This window comes from Pseudomonas cucumis (assembly GCF_030687935.1).
GTDB classification, from domain to species: domain Bacteria; phylum Pseudomonadota; class Gammaproteobacteria; order Pseudomonadales; family Pseudomonadaceae; genus Aquipseudomonas; species Aquipseudomonas cucumis.
This window is the reverse complement of record NZ_CP117454.1, coordinates 1758230-1781928: the sequence shown is the minus strand read 5'-3', so window position 1 is coordinate 1781928 and position 23699 is coordinate 1758230. Positions and strand designations below refer to the sequence as shown.

Below are 23699 nucleotides of genomic sequence, written 5' to 3'. Positions count from 1 at the left end.
CTAAAACTCTAAAATCCTAGGCTGGATAGCAAATCGTCCACATCGTCCTGACCGGACACAACGTCTTCTCTTTTATCGGCATGAATCTGCGGACCTTCACCCTGAGAGAGATGTTTTTGTGGATCTTTTTCAGCCAGCATCGCTTCACGGTCATGTTCGATACCCGCAAAGCGGTCGACCTGACTGGCCATGAGCACGAGCTTGAGCAGGTTGCTTTCAACGTCGGTGACCAACTGGGTCACGCGTTTGATCACCTGACCGGTGAGGTCCTGGTAATCCTGGGCCAGCAGAATGTCGTTGAGGTTGCTCGACACGATGCGGTTGTCTTCGCTGCTGCGTGTCAGGAAACCATCGACCCGCCGGGCCAGTTCACGGAACTCTTCAGCCCCGACTTCGCGACGCATGAACCGTCCCCAATCCGTGCTCAGCGCCTGAGCTTCGTCGCTCAGGCTGTTGATCAGCGGCGTGGCGTTTTCCACCAGGTCCATGGTGCGGTTGGCCGCGGCCTCGGTCAGCTTGACCACATAACCCAGGCGCTCGGTGGCATCCGTGATCTGAGACACTTCCTCGGCTTGCGGCATGTGCGGGTCAATCTGAAAATTGACGATCGCGCTATGCAACTCGCGGGTGAGCTTGCCCACTTCCTGGTACAGGCCGCGGTCACGGGTCTGGTTGAGCTCATGGATCAGTTGCACAGCGTCGCCGAACCTGCCTTTTTCAAGGCTTTCGACCAGTTCGACCGCGTGTTTTTTCAGGGTCGACTCAAAATCGCCCTGTGAAGATTCGTTATGCTCCATAGCTCCCCCGTGGCGGACTGGCTTTGCACATCAACCGATGCGTTCGAAGATCTTTTCAATCTTGTCTTTCAACGCCTGAGCCGTGAATGGCTTGACCACATAGCCGTTCACCCCCGCCTGAGCGGCTTCGATGATTTGCTCGCGCTTGGCTTCGGCCGTGACCATCAACACCGGCAGGTGTTTGAGTTTTTCATCGGCACGCACATGGCGCAGCAGATCAATACCGGTCATGCCGGGCATGTTCCAGTCCGTTACCAGAAAGTCGATGCTCCCGCTGTTGAGGACCGGAATCGCGGTAATACCGTCATCCGCCTCGACCGTGTTGGTGAACCCAAGGTCACGCAACAGGTTTTTTATGATCCGCCGCATCGTTGAGAAGTCATCAACGATGAGGATTTTCATATTCTTGTCCAATTCGACCTCCAAGCAGTCTTAAAACGCGCGCAGCACCTGAACGCGCCGTTCAATCAATTCGGCGTAACACTCAACAGTTGTATGGTTTACAACGGGCCGTGGCTGGTGCAGAAAAATGCCGTACCAACCTCGTTCGCAGTGTCCCCACACTGCCTGTCAGCGCGCTCGCCACTCCCCCAAACGCCCCCGCAAACGGGCCGCGCACTGGCTGTGTAACTGGCTGACCCGCGATTCGCTGACCCCCAGGACCTCACCGATTTCCTTGAGATTCAACTCTTCGTCGTAGTACAGCGCCAACACCAGTCGCTCACGCTCCGGCAAATTGGCAATCGCGTCCGCCAGCGCCGCCTGGAAGCGTTCATCTTCCAGATCGCGTGACGGCTCGAGATGAGCACTGGCGCCATCCTCGTGCAGCCCTTCGTGTTCGCCGTCCTGCAACAGATCGTCGAAACTGAATAACCGGCTGCCCAGGGTGTCGTTCAAAATTCCGTAATAATCGTCGAGACTCAATTGGAGTTCGGCCGCAACTTCGTGATCTTTAGCGTCACGACCGGTTTTAGCTTCAATCGAGCGAATTGCGTCGCTGACCATGCGGGTATTGCGGTGAACCGAACGTGGCGCCCAGTCCCCCTTGCGCACTTCATCGAGCATCGCGCCGCGGATTCGAATGCCCGCGTACGTCTCGAAACTCGCGCCTTTGCTGGCGTCGTATTTGGTGGATACTTCAAGCAGGCCGATCATCCCGGCCTGGATCAGGTCTTCGACCTGAACGCTGGCCGGCAAACGCGCCAGCAAGTGGTAGGCAATGCGTTTGACCAGTGGCGCGTAACGCTCGATCAGCTCGTACTGCGCGTCACGTGCCGACTTCTTGTAGAGGTTGTAGCCACTGGCTGTCATAGGACGGGTCCTGCGGTCTGTTGCACGAGGCGCTCGACGAAAAACTCCAGATGCCCACGCGGGTTGGCCGGCAGCGGCCAGGTATCGACCTTCTGCGCAATGGCCTTGAACGCCAGGGCGCACTTGGAACGCGGGAAGGCTTCGTAGACGGCACGCTGCTTCTGCACGGCCTTGCGCACGCTTTCGTCGTAAGGCACCGCACCGACGTATTGCAAGGCGACGTCGAGGAAGCGATCCGTGACCTTGGTCAACTTGGCGAACAGGTTGCGGCCTTCCTGCGGGCTCTGCGCCATGTTGGCCAGGACGCGGAAACGATTCATGCCGTAGTCGCGGTTCAGCAGTTTGATCAACGCGTAGGCGTCAGTGATCGAGGTCGGCTCGTCGCACACCACCAGCAAAACTTCTTGCGCTGCGCGCACGAAACTGACCACCGAGTCACCAATGCCCGCAGCGGTGTCGATCACCAATACGTCGAGATTGTCGCCGATGTCGCTGAAGGCCTGGATCAGGCCGGCATGCTGGGCCGGGCTCAGATGAACCATGCTCTGGGTGCCGGACGCGGCCGGGACGATGCGAATGCCGCCGGGCCCTTGCAACAACACGTCGCGCAGTTCACAGCGGCCTTCGATCACGTCAGCCAGCGTGCGTTTGGGTGTCAGCCCCAGCAGAACGTCGACGTTCGCCAGCCCCAGATCGGCATCCAGCAGCATGACGCGCCGGCCGAGCTCAGCTAGAGCCAGGGACAAGTTCACTGACACGTTAGTCTTCCCGACGCCACCTTTGCCGCCGGTCACCGCGATCACCTGTACGGGATGCATGCTGCCCATGTTATTTCTTTACCTTGTCTTGCATAGACGGAGGCCACATTACTGGCTGCGCGTTCAGCGACTGAACAATGCATGGCAGACCATCCATGTAGGTACAAAAAATGTTCATTAATACCTCAGCCAACCTGCTTGGTGGGACTGTGGTAAATATCAGCGAACATATCAGCCATGGCTTCTTCGCTGGGTTCTTCCTGCATTTGCACGCTAACGGCGCGGCTGACCAACTGATGACGACGCGGCAGATGCAAATCATCTGGAATCCGCGGGCCATCGGTCAGGTAAGCCACCGGCAATTCATGACTAATGGCCAGGCTCAACACCTCACCCAAGCTTGCCGTTTCATCCAGTTTAGTCAGGATGCAGCCAGCGAGGCCGCAGCGTTTGTAACTGTGATAAGCAGCGGTTAGAACCTGTTTTTGGCTGGTGGTTGCCAAGACCAGATAATTTTTTGATTTGATGCCGCGTCCGGCCAGGCTTTCGAGCTGCATGCGCAGTGCCGGATCGCTGGCCTGCAAGCCGGCGGTATCGATCAACACCACGCGTTTGCGCAGCAAAGGCTCCAACGCCTGCACCAGCGATTGGCCCGGGTCGACGTGGGTGACCGACACGTTGAGGATGCGTCCCAGGGTCTTGAGCTGTTCCTGAGCACCGATGCGATAGCTGTCCATGCTCACCAGCGCGATGTTTTGCGCGCCGTACTTGAGCACGTAACGGGCGGCGAGTTTGGCCAGCGTAGTGGTCTTGCCCATGCCGGCCGGGCCGACCATCGCAATCACACCACCCTCTTCCAATGGCTCGACTTCCGGGGTGGCGATCATCCGCGCCAGGTGCGCGAGCAACATGCGCCAGGCCTGACGGGGTTCTTCAATGTCGGTAATCAGTGCCAGCAGATCGCGCGACAACGGACCGGACAGACCGATGCGTTGCAGACGACGCCAGAGGTTGGCCTGGGCCGGGCGGCTGCCTTGCAACTGATTCCAGGCCAGCGAACCCAGTTGCACTTCCATCAGTTCACGCAGGCTGTTGAGTTCGAAACGCATCGAATCGAATGCACGCGGGTCAACGCCGGTCGCTGCGGCAGGCGCAGGGGCCGAACGCCGAGGCTCGGCCAATGTCGGTTCAATCAGCGGCTCGGCGGCGGTCAACGGCAGGCCGGCGAACAATTGGCGATTGGTGCTCTTGTCGCTCTCGCCATCGCCACGCAGGCTCAGTTCGGCCTGGGCGGTGACGATCCGCGATTGGGTCTTGCGCAGCTCGTCTTCGAGTTCCATGTTCGGAACACGCGGGGCCAACGCCGACAATTTGTAATCCAGGGCGGCCGTCAGCTCGACACCGCCGGCGATCCGGCGATTGCCAATGATGGCGGCATCGGCGCCCAGCTCATCACGAACCAGTTTCATGGCCTGACGCATATCGGCGGCGAAAAAACGCTTAACTTGCATAAACCACTACCTCAGCCGTTGGGCCCTACTGTCGCAACGATGGTCACTTGCTTGTTGTCAGGAATTTCCTGATAAGCCAACACATGCAAACCCGGGACTGCCAGCCGACCGAATCGCGACAGCATCGCGCGCACCGGGCCGGCCACCAGCAGAATCACCGGTTGACCTTGCATTTCCTGACGCTGCGCCGCATCGATCAACGAACGCTGCAGCTTCTCAGCCATGCTTGGCTCCAGCAGAACGCCCTCTTCCGAGCCTTGTCCTGCCTTCTGAAGACTATTGAGCAATATTTGTTCCAACCTTGGCTCCAAGGTGATCACAGGCAGCTGCGACTCAGTGCCTACAATGCTTTGCACGATTGCACGGGATACGCCGACGCGCACCGCGGCCACCAAAGCGGCAGTATCTTGACTCTTGGCGGCGTTGTTCGCGATGGCTTCGGCAATGCTGCGAATGTCCCGTACCGGCACCTGTTCGGCCAGCAATGCCTGCAAGACTTTGAGCAGTTGCGACAGCGAGACCACCCCCGGCACCAGCTCTTCGGCCAGTTTCGGTGAGCTTTTGGCCAGCAATTGCATGAGTTGCTGGACTTCTTCGTGGCCAATCAGCTCGCTGGAATGCTTGTACAGAATCTGGTTCAAGTGCGTTGCCACTACCGTACTGGCATCGACCACGGTGTAACCGAGAGATTGCGCCTGCGCACGTTGGCTGATTTCGATCCAGACTGCCTCCAGACCAAAAGCCGGATCTTTGGCGGTAATGCCGTTGAGCGTGCCATAGACCTGCCCCGGGTTGATCGCCAGTTCGCGGTCCGGGTAAATCTCGGCCTCGGCCAGGATCACGCCCATCAGGGTCAGGCGGTAGGCGCTTGGCGCCAGGTCGAGGTTGTCACGGATATGCACCGTCGGCATCAGGAAGCCCAGGTCCTGGGAGAGTTTTTTACGCACACCCTTGATCCGCGCCAGCAACTGACCACCCTGGTTGCGATCCACCAGCGGGATCAGGCGGTAGCCAACTTCCAGGCCGATCATGTCGATCGGGGTCACGTCATCCCAGCCAAGCTCCTTGGTTTCCTGGGCGCGGGCCGGCGATGGCAACAGCTCCTGCTGACGCTTGACCTCTTGCAGGGCCTGCACCTTGACGGCGTTCTGCTTCTTCCAGAACAGGTAAGCGCCCCCGGCCGCCAAGGCGGCCATGCTCAGAAAGGAAAAGTGCGGCATGCCCGGCACCAGACCCATCACCGCCATCAAGCCAGCGGCCACGGCCAGGGCTTTCGGCGAGGCGAACATCTGACGATTGATCTGCTTGCCCATGTCTTCCGAGCCGGAAGCACGAGTCACCATGATCGCGGCGGCAGTCGACAACAGCAGTGATGGCAATTGCGCCACCAAACCGTCACCGATGGTCAACAAGGCGTACACCCGACCGGCATCGCCAAAGGTCATGCCATGCTGAAAAATCCCGACCGCCATGCCGCCGATCAGGTTGATGAACAGAATCAGCAGGCCGGCGATGGCGTCACCGCGTACGAACTTGCTGGCACCGTCCATGGAGCCATAGAACTCGGCTTCCTGGGCCACTTCCATCCGGCGCAGTTTCGCCTGGTTCTGATCGATCAGGCCGGCGTTCAAGTCGGCATCGATCGCCATCTGTTTACCGGGCATCGCATCGAGGGTGAAACGCGCGCTCACCTCGGAAATCCGCCCGGCACCCTTGGTCACCACGACGAAGTTGATGATCATCAAAATCGCGAAGACCACGATACCAACCACGTAGTTACCGCCGATCACCACCTCACCGAAGGCCTGGATCACCTTGCCAGCGGCGGCATGGCCGTCTTGACCGTGGAGCATCACCACCCGCGTCGAGGCCACGTTCAGCGCCAGTCGCAGCAACGTCGCCACCAGCAGAATGGTCGGGAACACCGCAAAATCCAGCGGCCGCAGGGCGTACACGCAGACCAGCAACACGACGATGGAAAGGGCAATGTTGAAGGTGAAAAACACGTCCAGCAGGAACGGCGGCACCGGCAACATCATCATGGCCAGCATGACCAGCAGCAACAGCGGCACACCCAGATTGCCCCGACTGAGGTCGGCAACGTTTGTGCGTGCAGTGTTGATTAACTGAGAGCGATCCACCGGTTTTCCCCGTTCCTTTAAAGCAAACTTTTGACGCCTGAAGCAGGCGCAGGGCGGCTACTGCAAGAAGCCTTCCAACTTTTGCAGAGTCGGGAAATAGAGGGATTTATTGGGCTTTTGTAACAGCTGGCAAGCCTGCGAGGCTGCGTTCGAGCCGGGGTCGCGCGCTCGAAAGTCCCCGCAAGGGTTTTACGACTGCTGCGCAGCCGGACACAGTCTCCCGTGCTCGGCAACCGCAACAACAGAGCATTTGATAAGTTAGCCCGCGGTCAGCACCTGTTTGTCAGTGATTGGACCAAAACTCAATGCTTTGCCATTGATGTAACGTACGCCCTTGAGCATTTTGACACCGTCGATTACGACGGACTCTTCTTGGGTGTACATGAGCGTCACCCTCGAAACAGGCGTCAGTTTTTCAGACTCTTTCTCGAGCTGTTCTATCAGGGTAAGCGCCCAATGAAAGGGGATAATCCCAAGATCTTTGATCTCGATCTGGCGCCCCTCGTCTTCCCAGCGAAAGTCCTGTCGTGCCGTGATGGACAACTTGTCACCAACTATTGTGAACTCCGGCTTGCTATATCGCCTTTCCATCTCCCCACCGATCCAGCCCTCCATGTATGAATCACGATTCGTGAAGAGTTCGAAAAGCTTTGCGTTGTTGACGATCGTCCCGGCATCACTATTAAACGGACGGTAGTTATTATGATAAGCCAGCCCTCCCAGTTCAGGCCGAATCGCGTTAGCTGCCTCTTTCAAATAGTTCGGAATGTAGACGTTCGCCATCTGCACAAAATGCGTGAAATCCAGAACCAAATTGAAAGTAACGGTGTAACCGATCGCCCGTTCGCGAAGATTTTCCTCCAACCTCCCCGACACAAACTCCACTTCCATCCCTTGCAGTTTACGATATTCAAGATTTTCCATGACTGCCTCCTCGAGGACTCTGATGCAATACCAATCCTTGACACTCGTATCAAACAATCAGAGACGCCACAGCAAGGATATAAATTGGGTGAAACCCCATGGGTATGACAGCGCTAGATGGCACTGACTGTCTACTGTCAAAACTAACAGGTATGCGGGACTCCCGGGCAAACGGAGTGCGGGGTAACACTGCTAATCCATCTCTCAAGAAGCACGCCATAAATCCGACGGAATCAGCAGACCATTCTTGAGCGTATCTGGGTACCACCCTGACCTACAAAGCGCGCTCAGAAATTCGAAACAATCCCCCTGACTAAACAGGCTGGCCTACATCTAGCCGCTTGTCGGATTTTAGTACCCACCTGTAGTTTCTGATAGTAGACAGCCCACCCAGTGCCTGTTTGACTCTCATATCCTTTTACACAAGCAGGGGGTATGTGACATGAACTCCCAATCATTGAAACAGCAAGTACTTGAAAATTTTGACGACATGGAAGATGCCTCACGCCTCATCTTTCAGCCTTTGGTTCTTCAATACCCTTAAAGGCTTTATCGCTTATTTTTTATGACGAAAACGACAAGGAGATAGGCCAAGTAAATGAGCCAGGGAACGATAATGAAAACAAGCCAAAAAACTAGAATTCAGGCACAAAGGCACCAGTAAGATCGCACTAGTCGAACCTGACGGAGCGAATCTGATTATCGACAATATCCTAGCCATTCCCTGACTTTTGACATTCATCGCAAAGGCGCCCCGATCAGGAATCGCGACGCAAATCCGGTGGAATCGGCAAATTATCCTGGAGCGGATCCGGACGCTTGCCCTTGCCGGCGCGAAACTGGCGGATCTGGTAGACGTAGGCCAGTACCTGAGCGACCGCCAGATAGAGCCCGCCGGGGATTTCCTGCTCCAGCTCCGTGGAGTAGTAGATCGAACGCGCCAGCGCCGGCGATTCGAGCAGCAGCACATTGTTGGCCACGGCGATTTCACGGATTTTCAGGGCGAGGAAGTCGCTACCCTTGGCCAGCAGCACCGGCGCATTGCCCTTGTCCGGATCGTACTTGAGGGCCACGGCATAGTGGGTCGGGTTGGTGATGACCACGTCGGCCTCGGGGATCGCGGCCATCATCCGCCGCTGGGACATCTCGCGTTGCAACTGGCGAATGCGTTGCTTGACCTCTGGTTTACCTTCTTGATCCTTGTGCTCGTCGCGCACTTCCTGCTTGGTCATCAAAAGCTTCTTGTGGCTTTCCCAGAGCTGCACCGGTACGTCGACCGCGGCAATGATGATCAGCCCGCAGGCCATCCACAAGGTGCTCCAGCCGACCACTTGCAGACTGTGAATGATCGCCATGTCCAATGGCTCGTGGGCGATGCGCAGCAGATCGTCGATGTCCGCCGACAAGACCGCCAACGCCACAAATAACACAATGAAAAACTTCGCCAGGGCCTTGAGCAACTCCACCAGCGCCTTGGCCGAAAACATTCGTTTCAGGCCCGCCCCCGGATTCATGCGACTGAACTTGGGCGCCATGGAGCCGGCCGCGAACAGCCAGCCACCCAGGGAGATCGGACCAATAAGCGCGGCCAGCAGCAAAGTGATCATCACGGGTTGAATCGCCAACAACGCAATCTGCCCCGAATGCAGCAGATAAGTGCCCATGGAGCGCTGATCCAGAATCACCTCTCGCGAAAGCGAGAAATTCATGCGCATCAGCTCCATCAACTCCTGGGCCAGGGCTCCGCCAAAAATCAGCAAGGCACCGGCGCCGGCGAGCATGACCGCCAAGGTATTGAGCTCCTTGGAGCGCGCAATCTCGCCCTTCTCACGAGAGTCCTTTTTACGTTTCTCCGTGGGGTCTTCTGTTTTGTCCTGACCGCTTTCGCTCTCAGCCATGACTCAGCGCGCCCGTGCCAGTTCGCGTAACAACTGCAAAGCCTCGGAGGCCAGCGGTTGATACTGATTGAGAATGTCCGCCAGACCAACCCAGACAATGAACAGCCCAAGCACCAGGGTCAGCGGAAAGCCGATCGAGAAGATGTTCAGCTGCGGCGCCGCCCGGGTCATCACGCCAAACGCAATGTTGACCACCAGCAACGCAGTGATCGCCGGCAACACCAGTAACAGCGCCGCACCGAGCACCCAGCCGAGTTTGCCCGCCAGTTCCCAAAAATGATGGACCATCAACCCGCCACCGACCGGCAGCGTGGTGAAGCTTTCGGTGAGGACTTCGAACACCACCAGATGGCCGTTCATCGACAGGAACAACAGGGTCACCAGCATGGTGAAAAATTGCCCGATCACCGCCACCGACACACCGTTCGTAGGGTCGACCATCGAGGCGAAGCCCATGCCCATCTGGATCGCGACAATTTGCCCGGCGACCACGAACGCCTGGAAGAACAGCTGCAAGGAGAAACCCAATACCGCGCCAATGATGATTTGCTCGGCGATCAGCAGCAGTGCGCTCAGGTCGAGTGCATTGACCGGCGGCATTGGCGGCAAACCGGGAGCGATCACGAAGGTGATCGCCAGGGCGAAGTACAGACGCACGCGCGTGGGCACCAGTGTCGTGCCGAAAATCGGCATGACCATCAGCAACGAACCGATGCGAAACAACGGCAACATGAACGTCGCCACCCAGGTGCTGATCTGGGTATCGGTCAGCTGAAGCAGCGACATGGCTTAGCCGATGACCTGAGGAATACTGTGGTACAGCTGCAGAATGTATTCCATGAAGGTCTGCACCAGCCACGGGCCGGCAACGATCAGCGTCACCAGCATCACCAGCAGGCGCGGCAGGAAGCTCAGGGTCTGTTCGTTGATCTGGGTAGCCGCCTGGAACATCGCCACCAACAAGCCCACCAGCAAGCTCGGAATCACCAGCACGGCCACCATCATGGTGGTCAGCCACAGCGCTTCGCGAAAGATGTCTACGGCAACTTCCGGCGTCATGGTGAAACACCGCCGAAGCTGCTCGCCAAGGTGCCGATGATCAACGCCCAGCCATCCACCAGCACGAATAGCATGATCTTGAACGGCAAGGAAATAATCAGTGGCGAGAGCATCATCATACCCATCGCCATCAGCACACTGGCCACGACCAGGTCGATGATCAGGAACGGAATGAAGATCATGAAGCCGATCTGGAACGCGGTTTTAAGCTCCGAGGTGACAAACGCCGGCACCAGAATCGTCAGCGGCGCCTGATCCGGCGTAGCGATGTCGGTGCGTTTGGACAAGCGCATGAACAACTCCAGATCGCTGCTGCGAGTCTGGGCCAGCATGAAGTCCTTGATCGGCACCTGCGCCTTGGTCACGGCATCCTGAGCGGTGAGTTTCTCCGCCAGATACGGCTGCAAGGCATCCTGATTCACCCGATCGAACACCGGCGCCATGATGAACATGGTGAGGAACAGCGCCATGCCGGTGAGGATCTGGTTCGACGGTGTCTGCTGCAAGCCCAGGGCCTGACGCAGGATCGAGAACACGATGATGATCCGGGTGAAACTGGTCATCAGCATGACGAACGCCGGGATGAAACTCAGCGCGGTCATGATTAGCAGGATTTGCAGGCTGACCGAGTATTCCTGAGCGCCTTCGGCGTTGGTGCCCAAGGTGATCGCCGGGATCGACAACGGATCGGCGGCGAACGCCAGCGGCGCGGCCAGCATCAGGGCCAGCGTCAAGACGATGCGTAACGCACCCATTACTTCTTATCCTTCTGGTCCTTGCCCAACAACTCAAACAGGCGCTGGGCGAACTCCGGGGTCGCTTTTTCAGTCCCGCTCGGCACTTGCACCGGCTCCTTGAGCACATGCAACGCGGTGATGGTGCCGGGGCTCAGGCCGAGCAGAATCTGTTCGTTGCCGACCTGCACCAGCATCAAACGATCACGAGGGCCAAGCGCGCGGGAACCGATCAGCTCGATCACCTGGCCCTTGCCGGCCGGCCCGGCCTGCTGGACCCGGCGCAGCAGCCAGGCGAGGAAGAAGATCAACCCCAGCACCAGCAGCAAGCCGAACACCAACTGCGTCAATTGCCCGGCCACCCCACTGCTGACGGCCGGCGCAGCCGCCGCTGTCGCAGCCGTCGCAGCCGTCGCCACCGGTTCAGCCGCCAGTACGGCAAATGGTAAGGCCAGCGCCAACCCAAGCGCCAACCTACGCACCCCTCCCAGAACCTTTTTCACTCAGCGGAGCTTCTTGATGCGTTCGCTTGGGCTGATCACGTCGGTAAGGCGGATGCCGAACTTTTCGTTGACCACCACCACTTCACCGTGGGCGATGAGCGTGCCGTTGACCAGCACGTCCAGCGGCTCGCCGGCCAGACGATCGAGCTCGATCACCGACCCCTGGTTGAGTTGCAGCAGGTTGCGGATGTTGATGTCGGTGCTGCCGACTTCCATGGAAATGGACACCGGGATATCGAGGATCACATCCAGGTTCGGACCGTCCAGCGTCACCGGGTCGTTGTTCTTCGGCACGCTGCCGAACTCTTCCATCGGCAGACGGTTGGACGGCGAGCCGGCGGCATCGGCGGCCAGCAAGGCATCGATATCGTCCTGCCCGGCGTCACCGGTTTCTTCCAGGGCCGCAGCCCATTCATCAGCCAGTGCCTGGTCGTCCTGGGCGTTCATATCGTCGTTCATCATTTGTCCTCGGCGGGCACCTGCTCAATCAAGAGCAGTCAATTAAAAAGGGGGGGTGGAGCGCCGGTCAGCGGCGCTCGATCGGCTCGATCACCTGCAACGCAAGGTTGCCTTTGTGCGAGCCCATCTTGACCTTGAAGGCCGGTACGCCGTTGGCGCGCATGATCATTTCTTCCGGCATCTCGACCGGAATAATGTCCCCGGGCTGCATGTGCAGGATGTCGCGAAGGCGCAGCTGACGGCGGGCAACGGTGGCACCGATCGGTACGTCGACGTCCAGCACGTCCTGGCGCAAGGCGTTGATCCAGCGCTCGTCCTGATCGTCGAGGTCCGACTGGAAGCCGGCGTCGAGCATTTCGCGCACCGGCTCGATCATCGAGTACGGCATGGTCACGTGCAGGTCGCCGCCACCACCATCGAGTTCGATGTGGAATGTCGACACCACAACCGCTTCGCTCGGGCCGACGATGTTGGCCATGGCCGGGTTCACTTCCGAGTTGATGTACTCGAAGTTCACTTCCATGATCGCCTGCCAGGCTTCCTTCAGATCGACGAAGGCCTGTTCCAGCACCATGCGCACCACACGCAGTTCGGTGGGGGTGAATTCACGCCCTTCGATCTTCGCGTGACGGCCGTCGCCGCCGAAGAAGTTGTCCACCAGTTTGAACACCAGTTTGGCGTCGAGGATGAACAGCGCGGTGCCGCGCAGCGGCTTGATCTTGACCAGGTTCAGGCTGGTCGGCACGTACAGCGAGTGCACGTATTCGCCGAACTTCATCACCTGCACGCCACCGACGGCAACGTCCGCCGAGCGGCGCAGCATGTTGAACATGCTGATGCGGGTGTAGCGGGCGAAACGCTCGTTGATCATTTCCAGGGTCGGCATGCGTCCGCGGACGATGCGATCCTGGCTGGTCAGGTCGTAGCTTTTGACACTGCCGGGTTCGGCAGCGTTATCGGTCTGTACCAGACCATCATCGACGCCATGCAACAGCGCATCGATCTCATCTTGGGACAGCAGGTCCTGCACGGCCATGTCGTGTTCCTACTGCAGTACGAAATTAGTGAAAAGCAACTGTTCGATCACCACTTTGCCCAGCTCTTTCTGCGCCACTTCCTGGACGCTGGCCGTGGCCTTCTGACGCAACATCTCCTGGCCGACCGGGCTCGCCAGCGTGGCGAAATCCTGACCGGAAAACAGCATCACCAGGTTATTGCGGATCACCGGCATGTGGACTTTGAGCGCGTCCAGATCGGCCTGATTACGGCCCTGCAGGGTGATGCTCACCTGCATGTAGCGCTGGCGGCCGTTCTGGTTGTAGTTGGCCACGAAAGCCGGCGCCATCGGTTCGAAGATCGCCGGCTGCTTGCCGACCACGGCAGTTTCAGCCTCGGGGACAGGTTTGCTCTGGGCGCTGTGCATGAAGAACCAGGTCGCCCCCACGGACAAGCCAATCGCCAGCAACAGGGCCACGACGATCACAATGATCAGCTTGATTTTGCCTTTGGTTGCGGGGTCTTTCACTGGTGCTGCGTCGCTCTTAGCCATGCCAATAATCCGTCACTATTCGGGTTTTCACAGTCGCACGGCAAGGCAAGAGCAAGTGTTATGCCAGAAGTGTCGGGAGGTAGTTGAGGCAAAGGATCATCAGCCACCACAAAACAAATGTGGGAGCGAGCCTGCTCGCGATAGCGGTGTAACAATCAACGCCGATGTTGAATGTTACTGCCTCATCGCGAGCAGGCTCGCTCCCACACATAGGGTGCTGCGTTTGATCAGGCGTAGTAGTCGACGGCGCTGGAGCCAATCACGCTGGTGGTGTTCGCGGCTACTTCAGCGACAGCCCCAGGGAGTTCTTCATCGACAGAATCGAGGCGACCGCCGCTGGCGTTGGTACGTCCTCCCTGCCCCTGTTGAGCCTGCTCCTGCCCCTGCCCCTGCCAGCCTCGGGACTGATCGGAAACGTTGACGTCGACCTGTCCCATGCCCTGCTGCGCGAACATGTCACGCAGGCGATGCATTTGCCCGTCGAGCGCTTCACGAACGCTGGGGTGGGCACTCATGAAGGTCACCTGGGTCTGCTGATCCGGCACCATGTTCACCCGAATATCGAGGCGTCCCAGCTCGGCTGGTTGCAACTGGATATCGGCCGCCTTGAGATTGGCGCTGGACAGGTACATGACCCGATTGACCACCTCTTCGGTCCAACCACTCTGATGCATGGCGATTGGCTGGTTCACCGGCAATGCATTGGCAGTCTTCGGCGTTGCCGCCTGGGTCAGTGCCGCCAGACGGTTGGCGAAATCATCGACACGGGTATCGCTGCTGGCGGACTTGAGGTCCTTGAGGCCATCATCGATCAGGCCACTGAAGGCCTTCTCGCCGCCCTGGCTGGTGCTGTCCTGATCGGCTTGCACATCTACCATGCTCGCCATGCCCGCTGCAAAGTTTTGTGCCGAAGTTGGCTCGCCGTCGACTTGAGCCGGGGTCGGCGCCGCTTTTGGCTGGGCCTGGCTGGCGGCCGAAACGTGCCCGCCCTGCTCCATCGCCATGCGCACGGCTGGCAGCGCATCGAGAGGATCGGCTTCGGGGTCGAAATCTGGATCCGCAGCCGCAACCGCCTGCGCCGCTGCCGCGCTAGCGGCGGCTGTGGCAGGGACCTCAACGGGTGATTGCACAGTGGCCACCACCGGTGGAGTTTCCGGCACGGTAGCCTGTACAACCGGCGCGACTACCTGCATCAAGGCCGGATCGAGGCTCGGATCCACCGGTGCCGCATCGGCTACGGGGGTGTCGGCAACTGCGGACGTATCGTCCGCGGCCGTCTTGTCGTCAGCCTGCGCCGGTTTATCGGCGGGCAAGGATTTGCCGTTATCGGCAACCGTCGGTTCCGGGGCGGCAGACTTGTCGTTGCTCACGCCCTTTTTGCCGGTGTTGTCCGGCGCTTTGTCGCGCGCAGGTTTAGCCGATCCGTCCGCCACGGCCGTAGGTTTGTTCTGGGCCTGATTGGCGTAGACCTGAGCGAAGCTGGAGGGCTTGTCCCCGGGCTCAGCGGTCAGCGCCGGCGTATTGGCGGTCGCAGCTTGAGCCTTGGCCGTAGCGGCGGCCTGAAGAAGAATGTTTGGGGTAACGGGCATAAAACGGTCTCCGCTGCACTGGGATCGTAGGTACAGTTGAGCAAATTGATTGCAAGGGTCGAGCCAGCTTTGTTCGCGGTCCGCTAAAAGCGCCGGACGGGTGCTTTATTCAGCAAGGGAGCGCTGGCGCTCCGCTTCGTAGAGGGGCCGGACAATAGCGAATTCGCCGTCAATTTCTCCGACCAGCGCTTCAATGCCTTCGAGGCTTTTCTGCTTGGCCCGCTGCTCCAGCTCATGGCACAGCTCGGCCAGCCGGGTAGCGCCCATATTGCTGCTGCTGCCTTTGAAGCTGTGCGCAGCGGCGCCCAACTGATCGGCATCGTCAGCTTTTCGCAGCAGGCTTAGGCGCTCTTCGGAGTCGGCGAGAAAGGTATCAAGCAATTCTGGATACCCGTCCTCCATAACTTCCTGCAACGCGCTCAGCACGCCACGATCCAGATGTGTGTCGTCCACTTGTTCACTCCTTTGATCAAGAATGCCTGGGATTATGCCTGAGCCGCCCAGAAAAACTCCACGCGAGCACTTCGACCATTATCGGACCAGCTCGCACGATCGCTCAACTGACGGATCAAACTGACGCCACGTCCCGACAGACGGACATCATCGACAGGACGCTCCATCACCCGCGCCACATCGAAACCCTTGCCACTGTCTTCGACCCGGACTGTCAGGCAACCGCCCTCGCCTGTTGGTGTCACCTGCAAATGCACCCGCACATAACCGTCGCGCAATTCGTCCAGGCGCGCATTGCGCTGCTGATAATAACGCGCAAAACCCGAAGCATCGCGCTTCAGACTCGAATCCAGGCCCAGCACGCCATGCTCCAGGGCGTTGGAATAAAGCTCTGCCATCACGCTGTAGAGTGCGCCACTCTGAGCCCGCAGGCCATGCACCTCAAGCAGCAACTGTAACAAGTACGGCAGCGGATTGAAGCGCTTGAGCGTGGCGGCACGGAACTCGAAACTCACCGACCAGTCCAGCGGGCTGGACTGACCGCTATCGGAGTACACCGGCGCCGGCGGACTCAGTTGCGCGGCCTCCAGCAGGCTGACCTCGACCATGCTCACGTCATCGCGAGCCTCGCCGCGAAAGTCCCGCAGGGCCTGTTCGATCTCTTCGAACAGCGCATCAGGCTGACGATTGGCTGCAAATACCTGCTCCAATCGCTCTACGCCAAACAATTGCTCATTGGCATCGCAGGTATCGATCACCCCGTCAGATAGCAGAAACACCCGATCCCCGACGGCCATCGGGAACACCTCAGTGCGATCATCAAAGGATTGCGGACTCAGCACGCCCAGCGGCAAGTGCCGTGCCGTCAGAGCGATACGTTCACCGCTGGCGGTACTGTGCAGGTAGCCGTCCGGCATCCCGCCGTTCCAGACCTCCACCGATCCTCGCTGAAAGCTCAGGCACAGCAGGGTCGCACAGCAGAACATGTCCACCGGCAGGATACGTTTGAGCTTGGCGTTCATCTCGCGCAGGGTTTCGGACAAACCGTAGCCCTTGGCCGTCATGCCGTAGAAGACTTCAGCCAGGGGCATCGCGCCGACGGCGGCCGGCAAACCATGACCGGTGAAATCGCCGAGCAATACATTCATGTCGCCGGCCGGGGTGAACGCGGCCAACAACAGATCGCCATTGAACAGCGCATAGGGCGATTGCAGGTAACGGATGTTCGGGGCGTTCAGGCAACCGGAATGGGCGACCTTGTCGAACACGGCTTTGGCCACCCGTTGTTCGTTGAGCAGGTAATCGTGGTGCCTGGCGATCAGGTCGCGCTGCTCCAGCACCGTGGCTTGCAAACGTCGCAAGCGGTCCATGGCCTTGATCTTGGCGGCGAGGATCACCTGGTTGTAAGGCTTTGCCAGAAAATCGTCGCCCCCGGCCTCCAGACAACGGGCCAGCGCTTCACTTTCGGTCAGCGACGTCAAAAAGATGATCGGCACCAGGGTTTCGCCGGCCAGCGCCTTGATCTGCTGCGCAGCCTCGAAACCGTCCATCACCGGCATCATGGCGTCCATCAGCACCAGGTGCGGTCGTTGTGAGCGAAACGCTTCGACCGCCTCGGCGCCGTTGGCGGCCGTCAGCACTTCATGGCCCTGGCGACGGACGATAGTCGACAGCAGCATGCGATCGGCTGCGCTGTCTTCGGCGATCAGGATCGTCAGCGGCTCGAGCGGCTGCATGACGCTCAACTGATGTCGAACAGTTTGTCGAAGTTGGAAATGGCGAGGATCTTCTTCACATCGGAACTGCTGTTGACGACGCGAATATCGGAATTGTCGCCACCGGCGTGATCACGCAGCAAGAGCAGCATGCCCAGCGCAGAGCTATCGAGATAAGTGGCTTTCTTCAGGTCCACCACAATGGACTCGGGTTTACTGTTGAGTCGCTCGTAGGACTCGCGAAATTCCTGATGCCGACCGAAATCGAATCGTCCCTCGATCGAAATCGTCAGCTTTTTTCCATCCTGAGATACTTCTGTAACGACTGACATTTCACGGCTTCCTTGTCATTGGCGAACGTACGTGTAGAAGGTTTAGCACCTGATGGGGGCTGGAGCAAGGCTGAAAAATTGTACGGTTTGTGAAATCACCTTCGCTTGTAGGAGCGAGGCTTGCCCGCGAAGAACGATAACCTGGGCGACCTGACTCAATACGGATCCTGACGCGGCAACCGCTGGGACAGTTCATCGAGCTGCTTCTGCTCGCGCTTGTCTTCCAGTTGCCGCGCCTCATCCCTGTAGCGCTGAACCAGTTTGCGCAAGCCTTCGACCCGGGCAAATGCCTGCTGCCAGGCTTCCCGGGATTTGTTCAGGTTGTTTTGGTGCCAGTTCAGGCTCTGACGCTGCTGGTCGATGGCCGTGCCCAGTTGTGCAAGAAAGCCCTGATAGCCCAGCAGCCACTGGCCCGACACGCCGCTGCTGCCGCGCACGATCCATTGTTCCTGGTATTCCAGACGGAAGTTTTCCAGGTCGGCGAGTTTGCTTTCCGCCAGACGAACCTGACCCTGGAAGTGCCCCAGGCGCTGGACGGCGGTTTTCTCGGCTTTTTCGGCCATTTCCACCACCGGTGCCAGGCGTGCTGCGCGGCTCTGGGCCATGACCGGTTAACCGCCCGGCGCTGGCGCGAAGACCGAAGCAAGATGGCCTTCGCTGGCGCCCATGCTGATGTTGTCGTTCAAGCCCTGGCGCAGGTACATGGTCATGGCCGGTTGCAGATTGATCGCCGCGTCAGTTTCCCGATCACCGCCGGGCACATAGGCGCCGACGCTGATCAGGTCGCGGCTCTGCTGATAGCGCGACCAGTATTGCTTGAACATCTGCGCGTGGTTCAAGTGCTTGATGCCGACCACCGACGGCATGACCCGACTGATGGAGGCTTCGATATCGATGGCCGGGTAATGCCCTTCCTCGGCCAGACGCCGGGACAGCACGATGTGCCCGTCGAGCACGCCCCGCGCAGAGTCGGCGATCGGGTCTTGCTGATCGTCGCCTTCGGACAATACGGTGTAAAACGCAGTGATCGAACCGCCGCCCTTTTCGGCGTTACCGGCCCGCTCCACCAATTTCGGCAACTTGGCGAACACCGACGGCGGATAACCCTTGGTCGCTGGCGGCTCGCCGATGGCCAGGGCGATTTCCCGCTGGGCCTGGGCGAAACGGGTCAGGGAATCCATGAGCAACAGGACATTCTTGCCCTTGTCGCGGAAATATTCGGCGATCCGCGTGCAGTACATGGCCGCGCGCAGACGCATCAGCGGCGCATCATCCGCCGGCGACGCCACCACCACCGAACGCTTGAGCCCTTCTTCACCGAGGATGTGCTCGATGAACTCTTTAACTTCTCGACCCCGCTCACCGATCAGCCCGACGACGATAATGTCAGCCTCGGTGAAGCGGGTCATCATGCCCAGCAGCACACTCTTGCCCACGCCAGTACCGGCGAACAACCCGAGCCGCTGACCGCGACCGACCGTCAACAAACCGTTGATGCAACGGATGCCCACGTCCAGCGGCTCGCTGATCGGCTCACGCTTGAGCGGGTTGATGGTCGGGCCGTCCATCGGTACCCAGTCTTCGGCTTTCATGCCGCCCTTGCCGTCCAGTGCGCGACCGGCGCCATCCAGCACCCGCCCGAGCATGCTCATGCCCATGGGCAGACGACCGGTATCGGCCAAGGGAACCACACGGGCACCAGGGGCGATGCCGGCTACGCTGCCGACCGGCATCAGAAAGACTTTGCTGCCAGAGAAGCCCATGACCTCGGCTTCGACCTGCACCGGGTGATAGCTGTCGTCATTGATGACCATGCAGCGACTGCCCATGGCGGCGCGCAAGCCTTCGGCTTCGAGGGTCAGGCCAACCATGCGTAGCAGGCGACCTTCGAGGATTGGCGCACCGGCAAGCTCCGTGGCCTCGGCATAGCTACCGAGGCGCTTGGCGAAGCTGGTGCGATCAAGGCGCATCGGGATCATCCAGTGACGGCTCGACCGGAGCGACCACAGGCTTTTCGTCGATCGGCAGCTCCAGGCTCAGGTCCGGCGCGGCCGGGTGCAGCGCTTGATCGTGCAATTGATCGAACAGCTTGGCCATGACTTGGGTGATACGGGTTTCGATGGTGGCGTCGATGCGGCTGTGCTCGGTCTCGACCCGGCAACCGCCCGGCAACAAGGACTCGTCCTCGACGATGCGCCAAGTTTCTTCATGGCGCTCGCGCAGGGCTTTGACCTGTTCGAAATCCTGCGGGTTGACGTACAGCCGCACGTTGCCCACGCCCAGCGGCAACAGCTTGAGCGCTTCGCGCATGACGTGTTCGATCTGCGTCGAGTCGATGGCCAGTTCGCGCTGAATCACCTGTTTGGTGATGTGCCGCACAAGGTCGACCAGCGACTTTTCGATCTGGGTGTCCTGCTCGGCAATCGGCTCGAACAGGTTGGCCATCAGTTGTTCCAGGCCAGCGATCTTGGCCGTCAGGGCCACTTCGGCTTCCTGACGGACCTTGAGCGTGGTGCTGTGGAAACCTTCTTTTTCGCCAACGGCGAAGCCTTCGTTGTAGGCCTCCTGGCGAATGCTTTCGAGCTCTTCGAGGGTCAGTGGCTGGACTTCTTCCAGCGGCACTTCTTCCATTTCCGGCGGTTCAGGCTCTGGCTCCGGCTCGGGTTCCGGCACAAACGGGTCGAAACTGGGCAGCGACCAGATGTCGAAACCACCGACGTCCTTGGCACGGATCAGGTCGGTATTGGACTCATCATGTTTGGACGACATAGTGACCTTAGATCATCTCTTCGCCGCCCTTCCCGCCGAGAACGATTTCTCCGGCTTCGGCCATACGGCGGGCAATGGTGAGGATTTCTTTCTGCGCGGTTTCCACGTCGCTGACGCGCACCGGGCCTTTGGCCTCGAGGTCGTCGCGCAACAGTTCGGCCGCCCGTTTGGACATGTTCTTGAAGATCTTTTCCTTGACGCCTTCGTCCGAGCCTTTGAGGGCCAGCACCAGCACGTCCGAGGACACTTCGCGCAACAGCGCCTGAATGCCGCGGTCGTCGACATCGGACAGGTTGTTGAACACGAACATGAGGTCTTCGATCTGACCGGACAGGTCTTCGTCGACTTCGCGGATCGAGTCCATCAGCTGACCTTCGATCGAGCTGTCGAGGAAGTTCATGATGTCGGCCGCACGCTTGATGCCACCCAGGGTGGTGCGCGAGGCATTCGAGTTGCCGGAGAACTGCTTCTCGAGAATCTGGTTGAGTTCTTTCAGGGCCGCCGGTTGCACGGTGTTCAGCGAAGACACTCGCAGGATGATGTCCAACCGGACCTTGTGGTCGAAGTTGCCCAGCACTTCGCCGGCCTGATCCGGGTCGAGGTACGCCACCACGATCGCCTGGATCTGCGGGTGCTCGTAACGGATCACATCGGCGACGGCGCGCGGCTCCATCCACTTCAGGCTGTCGAGGCCGCTGGTGTTGCCGCCCAGCAGGATCCGGTCGATCAGGCCGTTGGCCTTGTCTTCGCCCAAGGCCTGGGTGAGCATTTTGCGCACGTAGTCATCGGAACCGACGCCCAGGCTGGTCTGGTCGCCGACGATGTCGACGAACTCGCTCATGACCTGTTCGACCTGCTCGCGGTGCACGTTACCCATCTGGGCCATGGCCACACCCACACGCTGGACCTCTTTGGGGCCCATGTGGCGCAGCACTTGCGCGGCGTCGGTAGAGCCCAGGGACAGCAGCAGAATCGCGGCTTTATCAACCCGGGACAGTTTGGCGACAGCGGCTCGGTTATCACTCATCTGCGTTAATCCACTCTTTCACGACCTGGGCCACGCGACCCGGATCTTCTGCCACCAGACTCTTGATTGCGTTCAACTGTGCGTCATAGCCTTCGCTCGGGCTCGGCAGCAGGATGCTGGTCGGGCCACCGAGGCTGACGCGGTCGTTGGCCAGTTCACCGTCCAGGCCGCCCATGCCACCGAGCTCGACGTCGCTACCCAGGCCAGCGAGTTGCTTGTCTTTGCCGCCACCGGTGATGTTGTTGAGCACCGGACGCAGCACGCCGAATACCAGCACCAGGATGAACAACACACCCAGCACTTGCTTGACGATGTCCCAGAACCACGGCTGGGAATAGAACGGAATCTCGGCGATCGCTTCACCGCGCTCGGCGGAGAACGGCATGTTGATCACACTGACGCTGTCGCCACGGCTGGCGTCGAAACCGACCGCGTCCTGCACCAGACGAGTGAAGCGCGCCAATTCATCGGCGCTCCACGGCGCACGAGTCGTTTCGCCATTGGCCGCATTGACCTTGACTTGGTCATCCACCACTACCGACACCGACAGGCGATTCAAACGGCCCTGCTGTTGTTTGGTATGGCTGATGGAACGGTCGAGTTCGAAGTTCTTGGTGGATTGTTGACGCTTGTCGGCCGGGTACGGCGCCAGCATCGGCTGCCCGGTGGCCGGGTCCATGATTTGCTGACCGTTGGCATCGAGCAACGGCTGGCCTGGTTGCACCATGCCGGCCGACGCGGTGGCGCCACCGGTGGTTTGCGGCGCCGAGGCCGGCGATGGCGGCTGGTTGCTCAGGGCACCCGGCACACCTTGCGGACCATTGCTGGCAGTGCGTTGTTCGTTGACCGATTGCTCACTGCGCAATGCCGGCTGATCCGGGTTGAACTGCTCGGAAGTCGACTCGACGGCGCTGAAATCCACATCAGCCGAGACTTCGGCTTTATAGCGGTCGTTGCCCAGCACCGGTTGCAGAATGTTGTGCACACGCTGGGTGAGCATGCTTTCCATGCGGCGGCTGTAATCGAATTGCTTGCCGGCCATGGTCAGTTCGGAGTTTTCCGCCTGATCCGACAGCAGGTTGCCCTTCTGGTCGACCACGGTGATCTGCGACTTGCTCAGCTCGGGAACGCTGGTCGCCACCAGATTGATGATGGCGACGACCTGGCCCGGCTCCAGCGAGCGACCGGAATAGAGTTCAACCAGAACCGAAGCGCTGGGCTTGCGTTCATCTCGCACGAACACCGAACTTTTCGGAATCGCCAGGTGCACGCGGGCACCTTTGACGTTGTTCAGGCTGGAAATGGTTCGGGCCAGTTCGCCTTCGAGGCCGCGACGATAACGGGTCGCTTCCATGAACTGGCTGGTACCCAGCCCCTGCTCCTTGTCGAGGATCTCGAAACCGATGTTGCCGTCGCTGGGAGTGACACCAGCGCCCGCGAGCTTGAGCCGTGCACGGGACAGGTCATCGGCCTTGACCAGCAAGGCACCTGAGTTCGGTTCAACGGTATAGGGAATGTCGGCTGCGGCCAGGGTTTCCATGACCTGCTTGGCGTCCATACCGGCAAGGCTGCCGTACAGAGGCCGGTAGTCTGGCTGCTGGGACCACAACACCACGGCAAAGCCAATCGCCACGCTCGCAGCCAGGCCGACCAACAGGCCCACCTGACGCAACATGGTCATCTCGGAGAGGTTTTCCAGGAAGGACAATCCGAACAGCGGCGGTTTGCCGTCTATTGGAGTGGCCTTGGCCGGAACATTATCGGCGATTGCTTCTGCCATGACTCAATCTCGTCCTTAAACCGGCATCTGCATGATGTCTTGGTAAGCCTGAACCAGCTTGTTACGCACTTGGGTCAGCGCCTGAAAAGACACGCTGGCCTTCTGTGAAGAAATCATCACGTCTGTCAGGTCGACGCCGCTTTTACCGATCTCGAAGGCACTGGCCAACTGACTGGACGCCTGCTGGGTGTCGTTCACTTTATTGACGGCCTGACCGAGCATGTCGGAAAAGCTGCTGCCACCCAGTTCAGGGACTGCGGCAGTCGATTTCGGCGCAGACATCGCATCCATTTGCATGGAGCGCATGTCCAGCATCAACCGATTGAATTCAATACCTTGGCTCATGGTTTCTCTCTTTGACGAAGCTACGTCTTTGGCTACCCGCAATTT

25 protein-coding genes are annotated in these 23699 nt (G+C 59.3%); all 25 read right to left on the bottom strand.

Features of this window, described 5'->3' with window-relative positions; genetic code table 11:
* Positions 1-8: 8 nt before the first annotated feature.
* The gene (locus PSH97_RS08055; RefSeq protein WP_305448767.1) at positions 9-797 is read right to left on the bottom strand and encodes a protein phosphatase CheZ; all 789 of its coding nucleotides are present in this window, start codon (positions 795-797) and stop codon (positions 9-11) included.
* A 30-nt stretch (positions 798-827) separates the two neighbouring features.
* A complete protein-coding gene (locus PSH97_RS08050; protein WP_008072643.1) occupies positions 828-1199 on the bottom strand; it encodes a chemotaxis response regulator CheY in 372 nt (123 codons plus the stop codon).
* Positions 1200-1367: 168 nt separating this feature from the next.
* A complete protein-coding gene (gene fliA, locus PSH97_RS08045) occupies positions 1368-2108 on the bottom strand; it encodes an RNA polymerase sigma factor FliA (protein ID WP_007894214.1) in 741 nt (246 codons plus the stop codon).
* A complete protein-coding gene (fleN, locus tag PSH97_RS08040) occupies positions 2105-2935 on the bottom strand; it encodes a flagellar synthesis regulator FleN (RefSeq protein ID WP_003222917.1) in 831 nt (276 codons plus the stop codon). The genes fliA and fleN overlap by 4 nt, the downstream gene beginning before the upstream one ends.
* Before the next feature lie 116 nt (positions 2936-3051).
* Entirely contained in the window at positions 3052-4377 is a 1326-nt protein-coding gene (flhF, locus tag PSH97_RS08035; protein WP_305448766.1) for a flagellar biosynthesis protein FlhF, read from the bottom strand.
* An 11-nt stretch (positions 4378-4388) separates the two neighbouring features.
* Positions 4389-6518, bottom strand: coding sequence for a flagellar biosynthesis protein FlhA (gene flhA / locus PSH97_RS08030; RefSeq protein ID WP_305448765.1), 2130 nt, complete (start codon positions 6516-6518; stop codon positions 4389-4391).
* A 258-nt stretch (positions 6519-6776) separates the two neighbouring features.
* A complete protein-coding gene (locus tag PSH97_RS08025) occupies positions 6777-7442 on the bottom strand; it encodes a hypothetical protein (protein ID WP_305448764.1) in 666 nt (221 codons plus the stop codon).
* A gap of 758 nt (positions 7443-8200) precedes the next feature.
* The gene (flhB, locus tag PSH97_RS08020; RefSeq protein WP_305448763.1) at positions 8201-9340 is read right to left on the bottom strand and encodes a flagellar biosynthesis protein FlhB; all 1140 of its coding nucleotides are present in this window, start codon (positions 9338-9340) and stop codon (positions 8201-8203) included.
* A 3-nt stretch (positions 9341-9343) separates the two neighbouring features.
* A complete protein-coding gene (fliR, locus tag PSH97_RS08015) occupies positions 9344-10126 on the bottom strand; it encodes a flagellar biosynthetic protein FliR (protein ID WP_305448762.1) in 783 nt (260 codons plus the stop codon).
* Between the two features lie 3 nt (positions 10127-10129).
* The gene (gene fliQ / locus PSH97_RS08010) at positions 10130-10399 is read right to left on the bottom strand and encodes a flagellar biosynthesis protein FliQ (RefSeq protein ID WP_007938648.1); all 270 of its coding nucleotides are present in this window, start codon (positions 10397-10399) and stop codon (positions 10130-10132) included.
* The gene (gene fliP / locus PSH97_RS08005; RefSeq protein WP_253548824.1) at positions 10396-11154 is read right to left on the bottom strand and encodes a flagellar type III secretion system pore protein FliP; all 759 of its coding nucleotides are present in this window, start codon (positions 11152-11154) and stop codon (positions 10396-10398) included. The genes fliQ and fliP overlap by 4 nt, the downstream gene beginning before the upstream one ends.
* Positions 11154-11636, bottom strand: a complete 483-nt coding sequence (gene fliO, locus PSH97_RS08000; RefSeq protein WP_305448761.1) for a flagellar biosynthetic protein FliO — start codon at positions 11634-11636, stop codon at positions 11154-11156. The genes fliP and fliO overlap by 1 nt, the downstream gene beginning before the upstream one ends.
* Complete coding sequence (gene fliN / locus PSH97_RS07995) at positions 11637-12095, bottom strand: flagellar motor switch protein FliN (RefSeq protein WP_407682184.1); 459 nt, start codon at positions 12093-12095, stop codon at positions 11637-11639. It lies immediately after the preceding gene.
* Positions 12096-12162: 67 nt separating this feature from the next.
* Positions 12163-13131 (bottom strand): flagellar motor switch protein FliM, encoded by a 969-nt coding sequence (gene fliM / locus PSH97_RS07990; protein WP_008072629.1) that lies wholly within the window; start codon positions 13129-13131, stop codon positions 12163-12165.
* A 9-nt stretch (positions 13132-13140) separates the two neighbouring features.
* Positions 13141-13644 (bottom strand): flagellar basal body-associated protein FliL, encoded by a 504-nt coding sequence (gene fliL / locus PSH97_RS07985; RefSeq protein ID WP_305448759.1) that lies wholly within the window; start codon positions 13642-13644, stop codon positions 13141-13143.
* A gap of 227 nt (positions 13645-13871) precedes the next feature.
* Positions 13872-15233 carry a flagellar hook-length control protein FliK gene (locus PSH97_RS07980; RefSeq protein WP_305448758.1) on the bottom strand — a complete coding sequence of 454 codons (1362 nt, stop codon included), beginning with the start codon at positions 15231-15233 and terminating at the stop codon, positions 13872-13874.
* 105 nt (positions 15234-15338) lie between these two features.
* Complete coding sequence (locus PSH97_RS07975; RefSeq protein WP_305448757.1) at positions 15339-15686, bottom strand: Hpt domain-containing protein; 348 nt, start codon at positions 15684-15686, stop codon at positions 15339-15341.
* A gap of 32 nt (positions 15687-15718) precedes the next feature.
* A complete protein-coding gene (locus tag PSH97_RS07970; RefSeq protein WP_305448756.1) occupies positions 15719-17422 on the bottom strand; it encodes an ATP-binding SpoIIE family protein phosphatase in 1704 nt (567 codons plus the stop codon).
* Between the two features lie 5 nt (positions 17423-17427).
* On the bottom strand, positions 17428-17733 hold the full coding sequence (locus PSH97_RS07965; RefSeq protein ID WP_052966709.1) for an STAS domain-containing protein: 306 nt from the start codon (positions 17731-17733) through the stop codon (positions 17428-17430).
* A 155-nt stretch (positions 17734-17888) separates the two neighbouring features.
* Positions 17889-18338: a flagellar export protein FliJ gene (fliJ, locus tag PSH97_RS07960; protein ID WP_305448755.1), complete on the bottom strand. Its 450-nt coding sequence runs from the start codon at positions 18336-18338 to the stop codon at positions 17889-17891.
* Positions 18339-18344: 6 nt separating this feature from the next.
* Complete coding sequence (fliI, locus tag PSH97_RS07955; RefSeq protein ID WP_305448754.1) at positions 18345-19703, bottom strand: flagellar protein export ATPase FliI; 1359 nt, start codon at positions 19701-19703, stop codon at positions 18345-18347.
* Positions 19693-20502, bottom strand: coding sequence for a flagellar assembly protein FliH (fliH, locus tag PSH97_RS07950; RefSeq protein ID WP_305448753.1), 810 nt, complete (start codon positions 20500-20502; stop codon positions 19693-19695). The genes fliI and fliH overlap by 11 nt, the downstream gene beginning before the upstream one ends.
* Positions 20503-20509: 7 nt before the next feature.
* Positions 20510-21529, bottom strand: coding sequence for a flagellar motor switch protein FliG (fliG, locus tag PSH97_RS07945; protein WP_003184041.1), 1020 nt, complete (start codon positions 21527-21529; stop codon positions 20510-20512).
* Positions 21522-23309: a flagellar basal-body MS-ring/collar protein FliF gene (gene fliF / locus PSH97_RS07940; protein ID WP_305448752.1), complete on the bottom strand. Its 1788-nt coding sequence runs from the start codon at positions 23307-23309 to the stop codon at positions 21522-21524. Before fliF ends, fliG begins: the two co-directional genes overlap by 8 nt.
* Before the next feature lie 15 nt (positions 23310-23324).
* On the bottom strand, positions 23325-23654 hold the full coding sequence (gene fliE, locus PSH97_RS07935) for a flagellar hook-basal body complex protein FliE (RefSeq protein WP_010456962.1): 330 nt from the start codon (positions 23652-23654) through the stop codon (positions 23325-23327).
* Positions 23655-23699 lie beyond the last annotated feature (45 nt).

Coding starts and splice junctions, on each gene's coding strand:
- PSH97_RS08050 (WP_008072643.1), bottom strand. CDS start 1,199: ATGAAAATCCTCATCGTTGATGACTTCTCAACGATGCGGCGGATCATA.
- PSH97_RS07980 (WP_305448758.1), bottom strand. CDS start 15,233: ATGCCCGTTACCCCAAACATTCTTCTTCAGGCCGCCGCTACGGCCAAG.
- fliJ (WP_305448755.1), bottom strand. CDS start 18,338: ATGGCCCAGAGCCGCGCAGCACGCCTGGCACCGGTGGTGGAAATGGCC.
- PSH97_RS08025 (WP_305448764.1), bottom strand. CDS start 7,442: ATGGAAAATCTTGAATATCGTAAACTGCAAGGGATGGAAGTGGAGTTT.
- fliQ (WP_007938648.1), bottom strand. CDS start 10,399: ATGACGCCGGAAGTTGCCGTAGACATCTTTCGCGAAGCGCTGTGGCTG.
- fleN (WP_003222917.1), bottom strand. CDS start 2,935: ATGGGCAGCATGCATCCCGTACAGGTGATCGCGGTGACCGGCGGCAAA.
- fliH (WP_305448753.1), bottom strand. CDS start 20,502: ATGTCGTCCAAACATGATGAGTCCAATACCGACCTGATCCGTGCCAAG.
- fliE (WP_010456962.1), bottom strand. CDS start 23,654: ATGAGCCAAGGTATTGAATTCAATCGGTTGATGCTGGACATGCGCTCC.
- flhF (WP_305448766.1), bottom strand. CDS start 4,377: ATGCAAGTTAAGCGTTTTTTCGCCGCCGATATGCGTCAGGCCATGAAA.
- fliG (WP_003184041.1), bottom strand. CDS start 21,529: ATGAGTGATAACCGAGCCGCTGTCGCCAAACTGTCCCGGGTTGATAAA.
- fliI (WP_305448754.1), bottom strand. CDS start 19,703: ATGCGCCTTGATCGCACCAGCTTCGCCAAGCGCCTCGGTAGCTATGCC.
- fliA (WP_007894214.1), bottom strand. CDS start 2,108: ATGACAGCCAGTGGCTACAACCTCTACAAGAAGTCGGCACGTGACGCG.
- flhB (WP_305448763.1), bottom strand. CDS start 9,340: ATGGCTGAGAGCGAAAGCGGTCAGGACAAAACAGAAGACCCCACGGAG.
- fliN (WP_407682184.1), bottom strand. CDS start 12,095: ATGAACGACGATATGAACGCCCAGGACGACCAGGCACTGGCTGATGAA.
- fliR (WP_305448762.1), bottom strand. CDS start 10,126: ATGTCGCTGCTTCAGCTGACCGATACCCAGATCAGCACCTGGGTGGCG.
- fliM (WP_008072629.1), bottom strand. CDS start 13,131: ATGGCCGTGCAGGACCTGCTGTCCCAAGATGAGATCGATGCGCTGTTG.
- PSH97_RS07970 (WP_305448756.1), bottom strand. CDS start 17,422: ATGCAGCCGCTCGAGCCGCTGACGATCCTGATCGCCGAAGACAGCGCA.
- PSH97_RS08055 (WP_305448767.1), bottom strand. CDS start 797: ATGGAGCATAACGAATCTTCACAGGGCGATTTTGAGTCGACCCTGAAA.
- fliP (WP_253548824.1), bottom strand. CDS start 11,154: ATGGGTGCGTTACGCATCGTCTTGACGCTGGCCCTGATGCTGGCCGCG.
- fliL (WP_305448759.1), bottom strand. CDS start 13,644: ATGGCTAAGAGCGACGCAGCACCAGTGAAAGACCCCGCAACCAAAGGC.
- PSH97_RS07965 (WP_052966709.1), bottom strand. CDS start 17,733: ATGTCAGTCGTTACAGAAGTATCTCAGGATGGAAAAAAGCTGACGATT.
- fliF (WP_305448752.1), bottom strand. CDS start 23,309: ATGGCAGAAGCAATCGCCGATAATGTTCCGGCCAAGGCCACTCCAATA.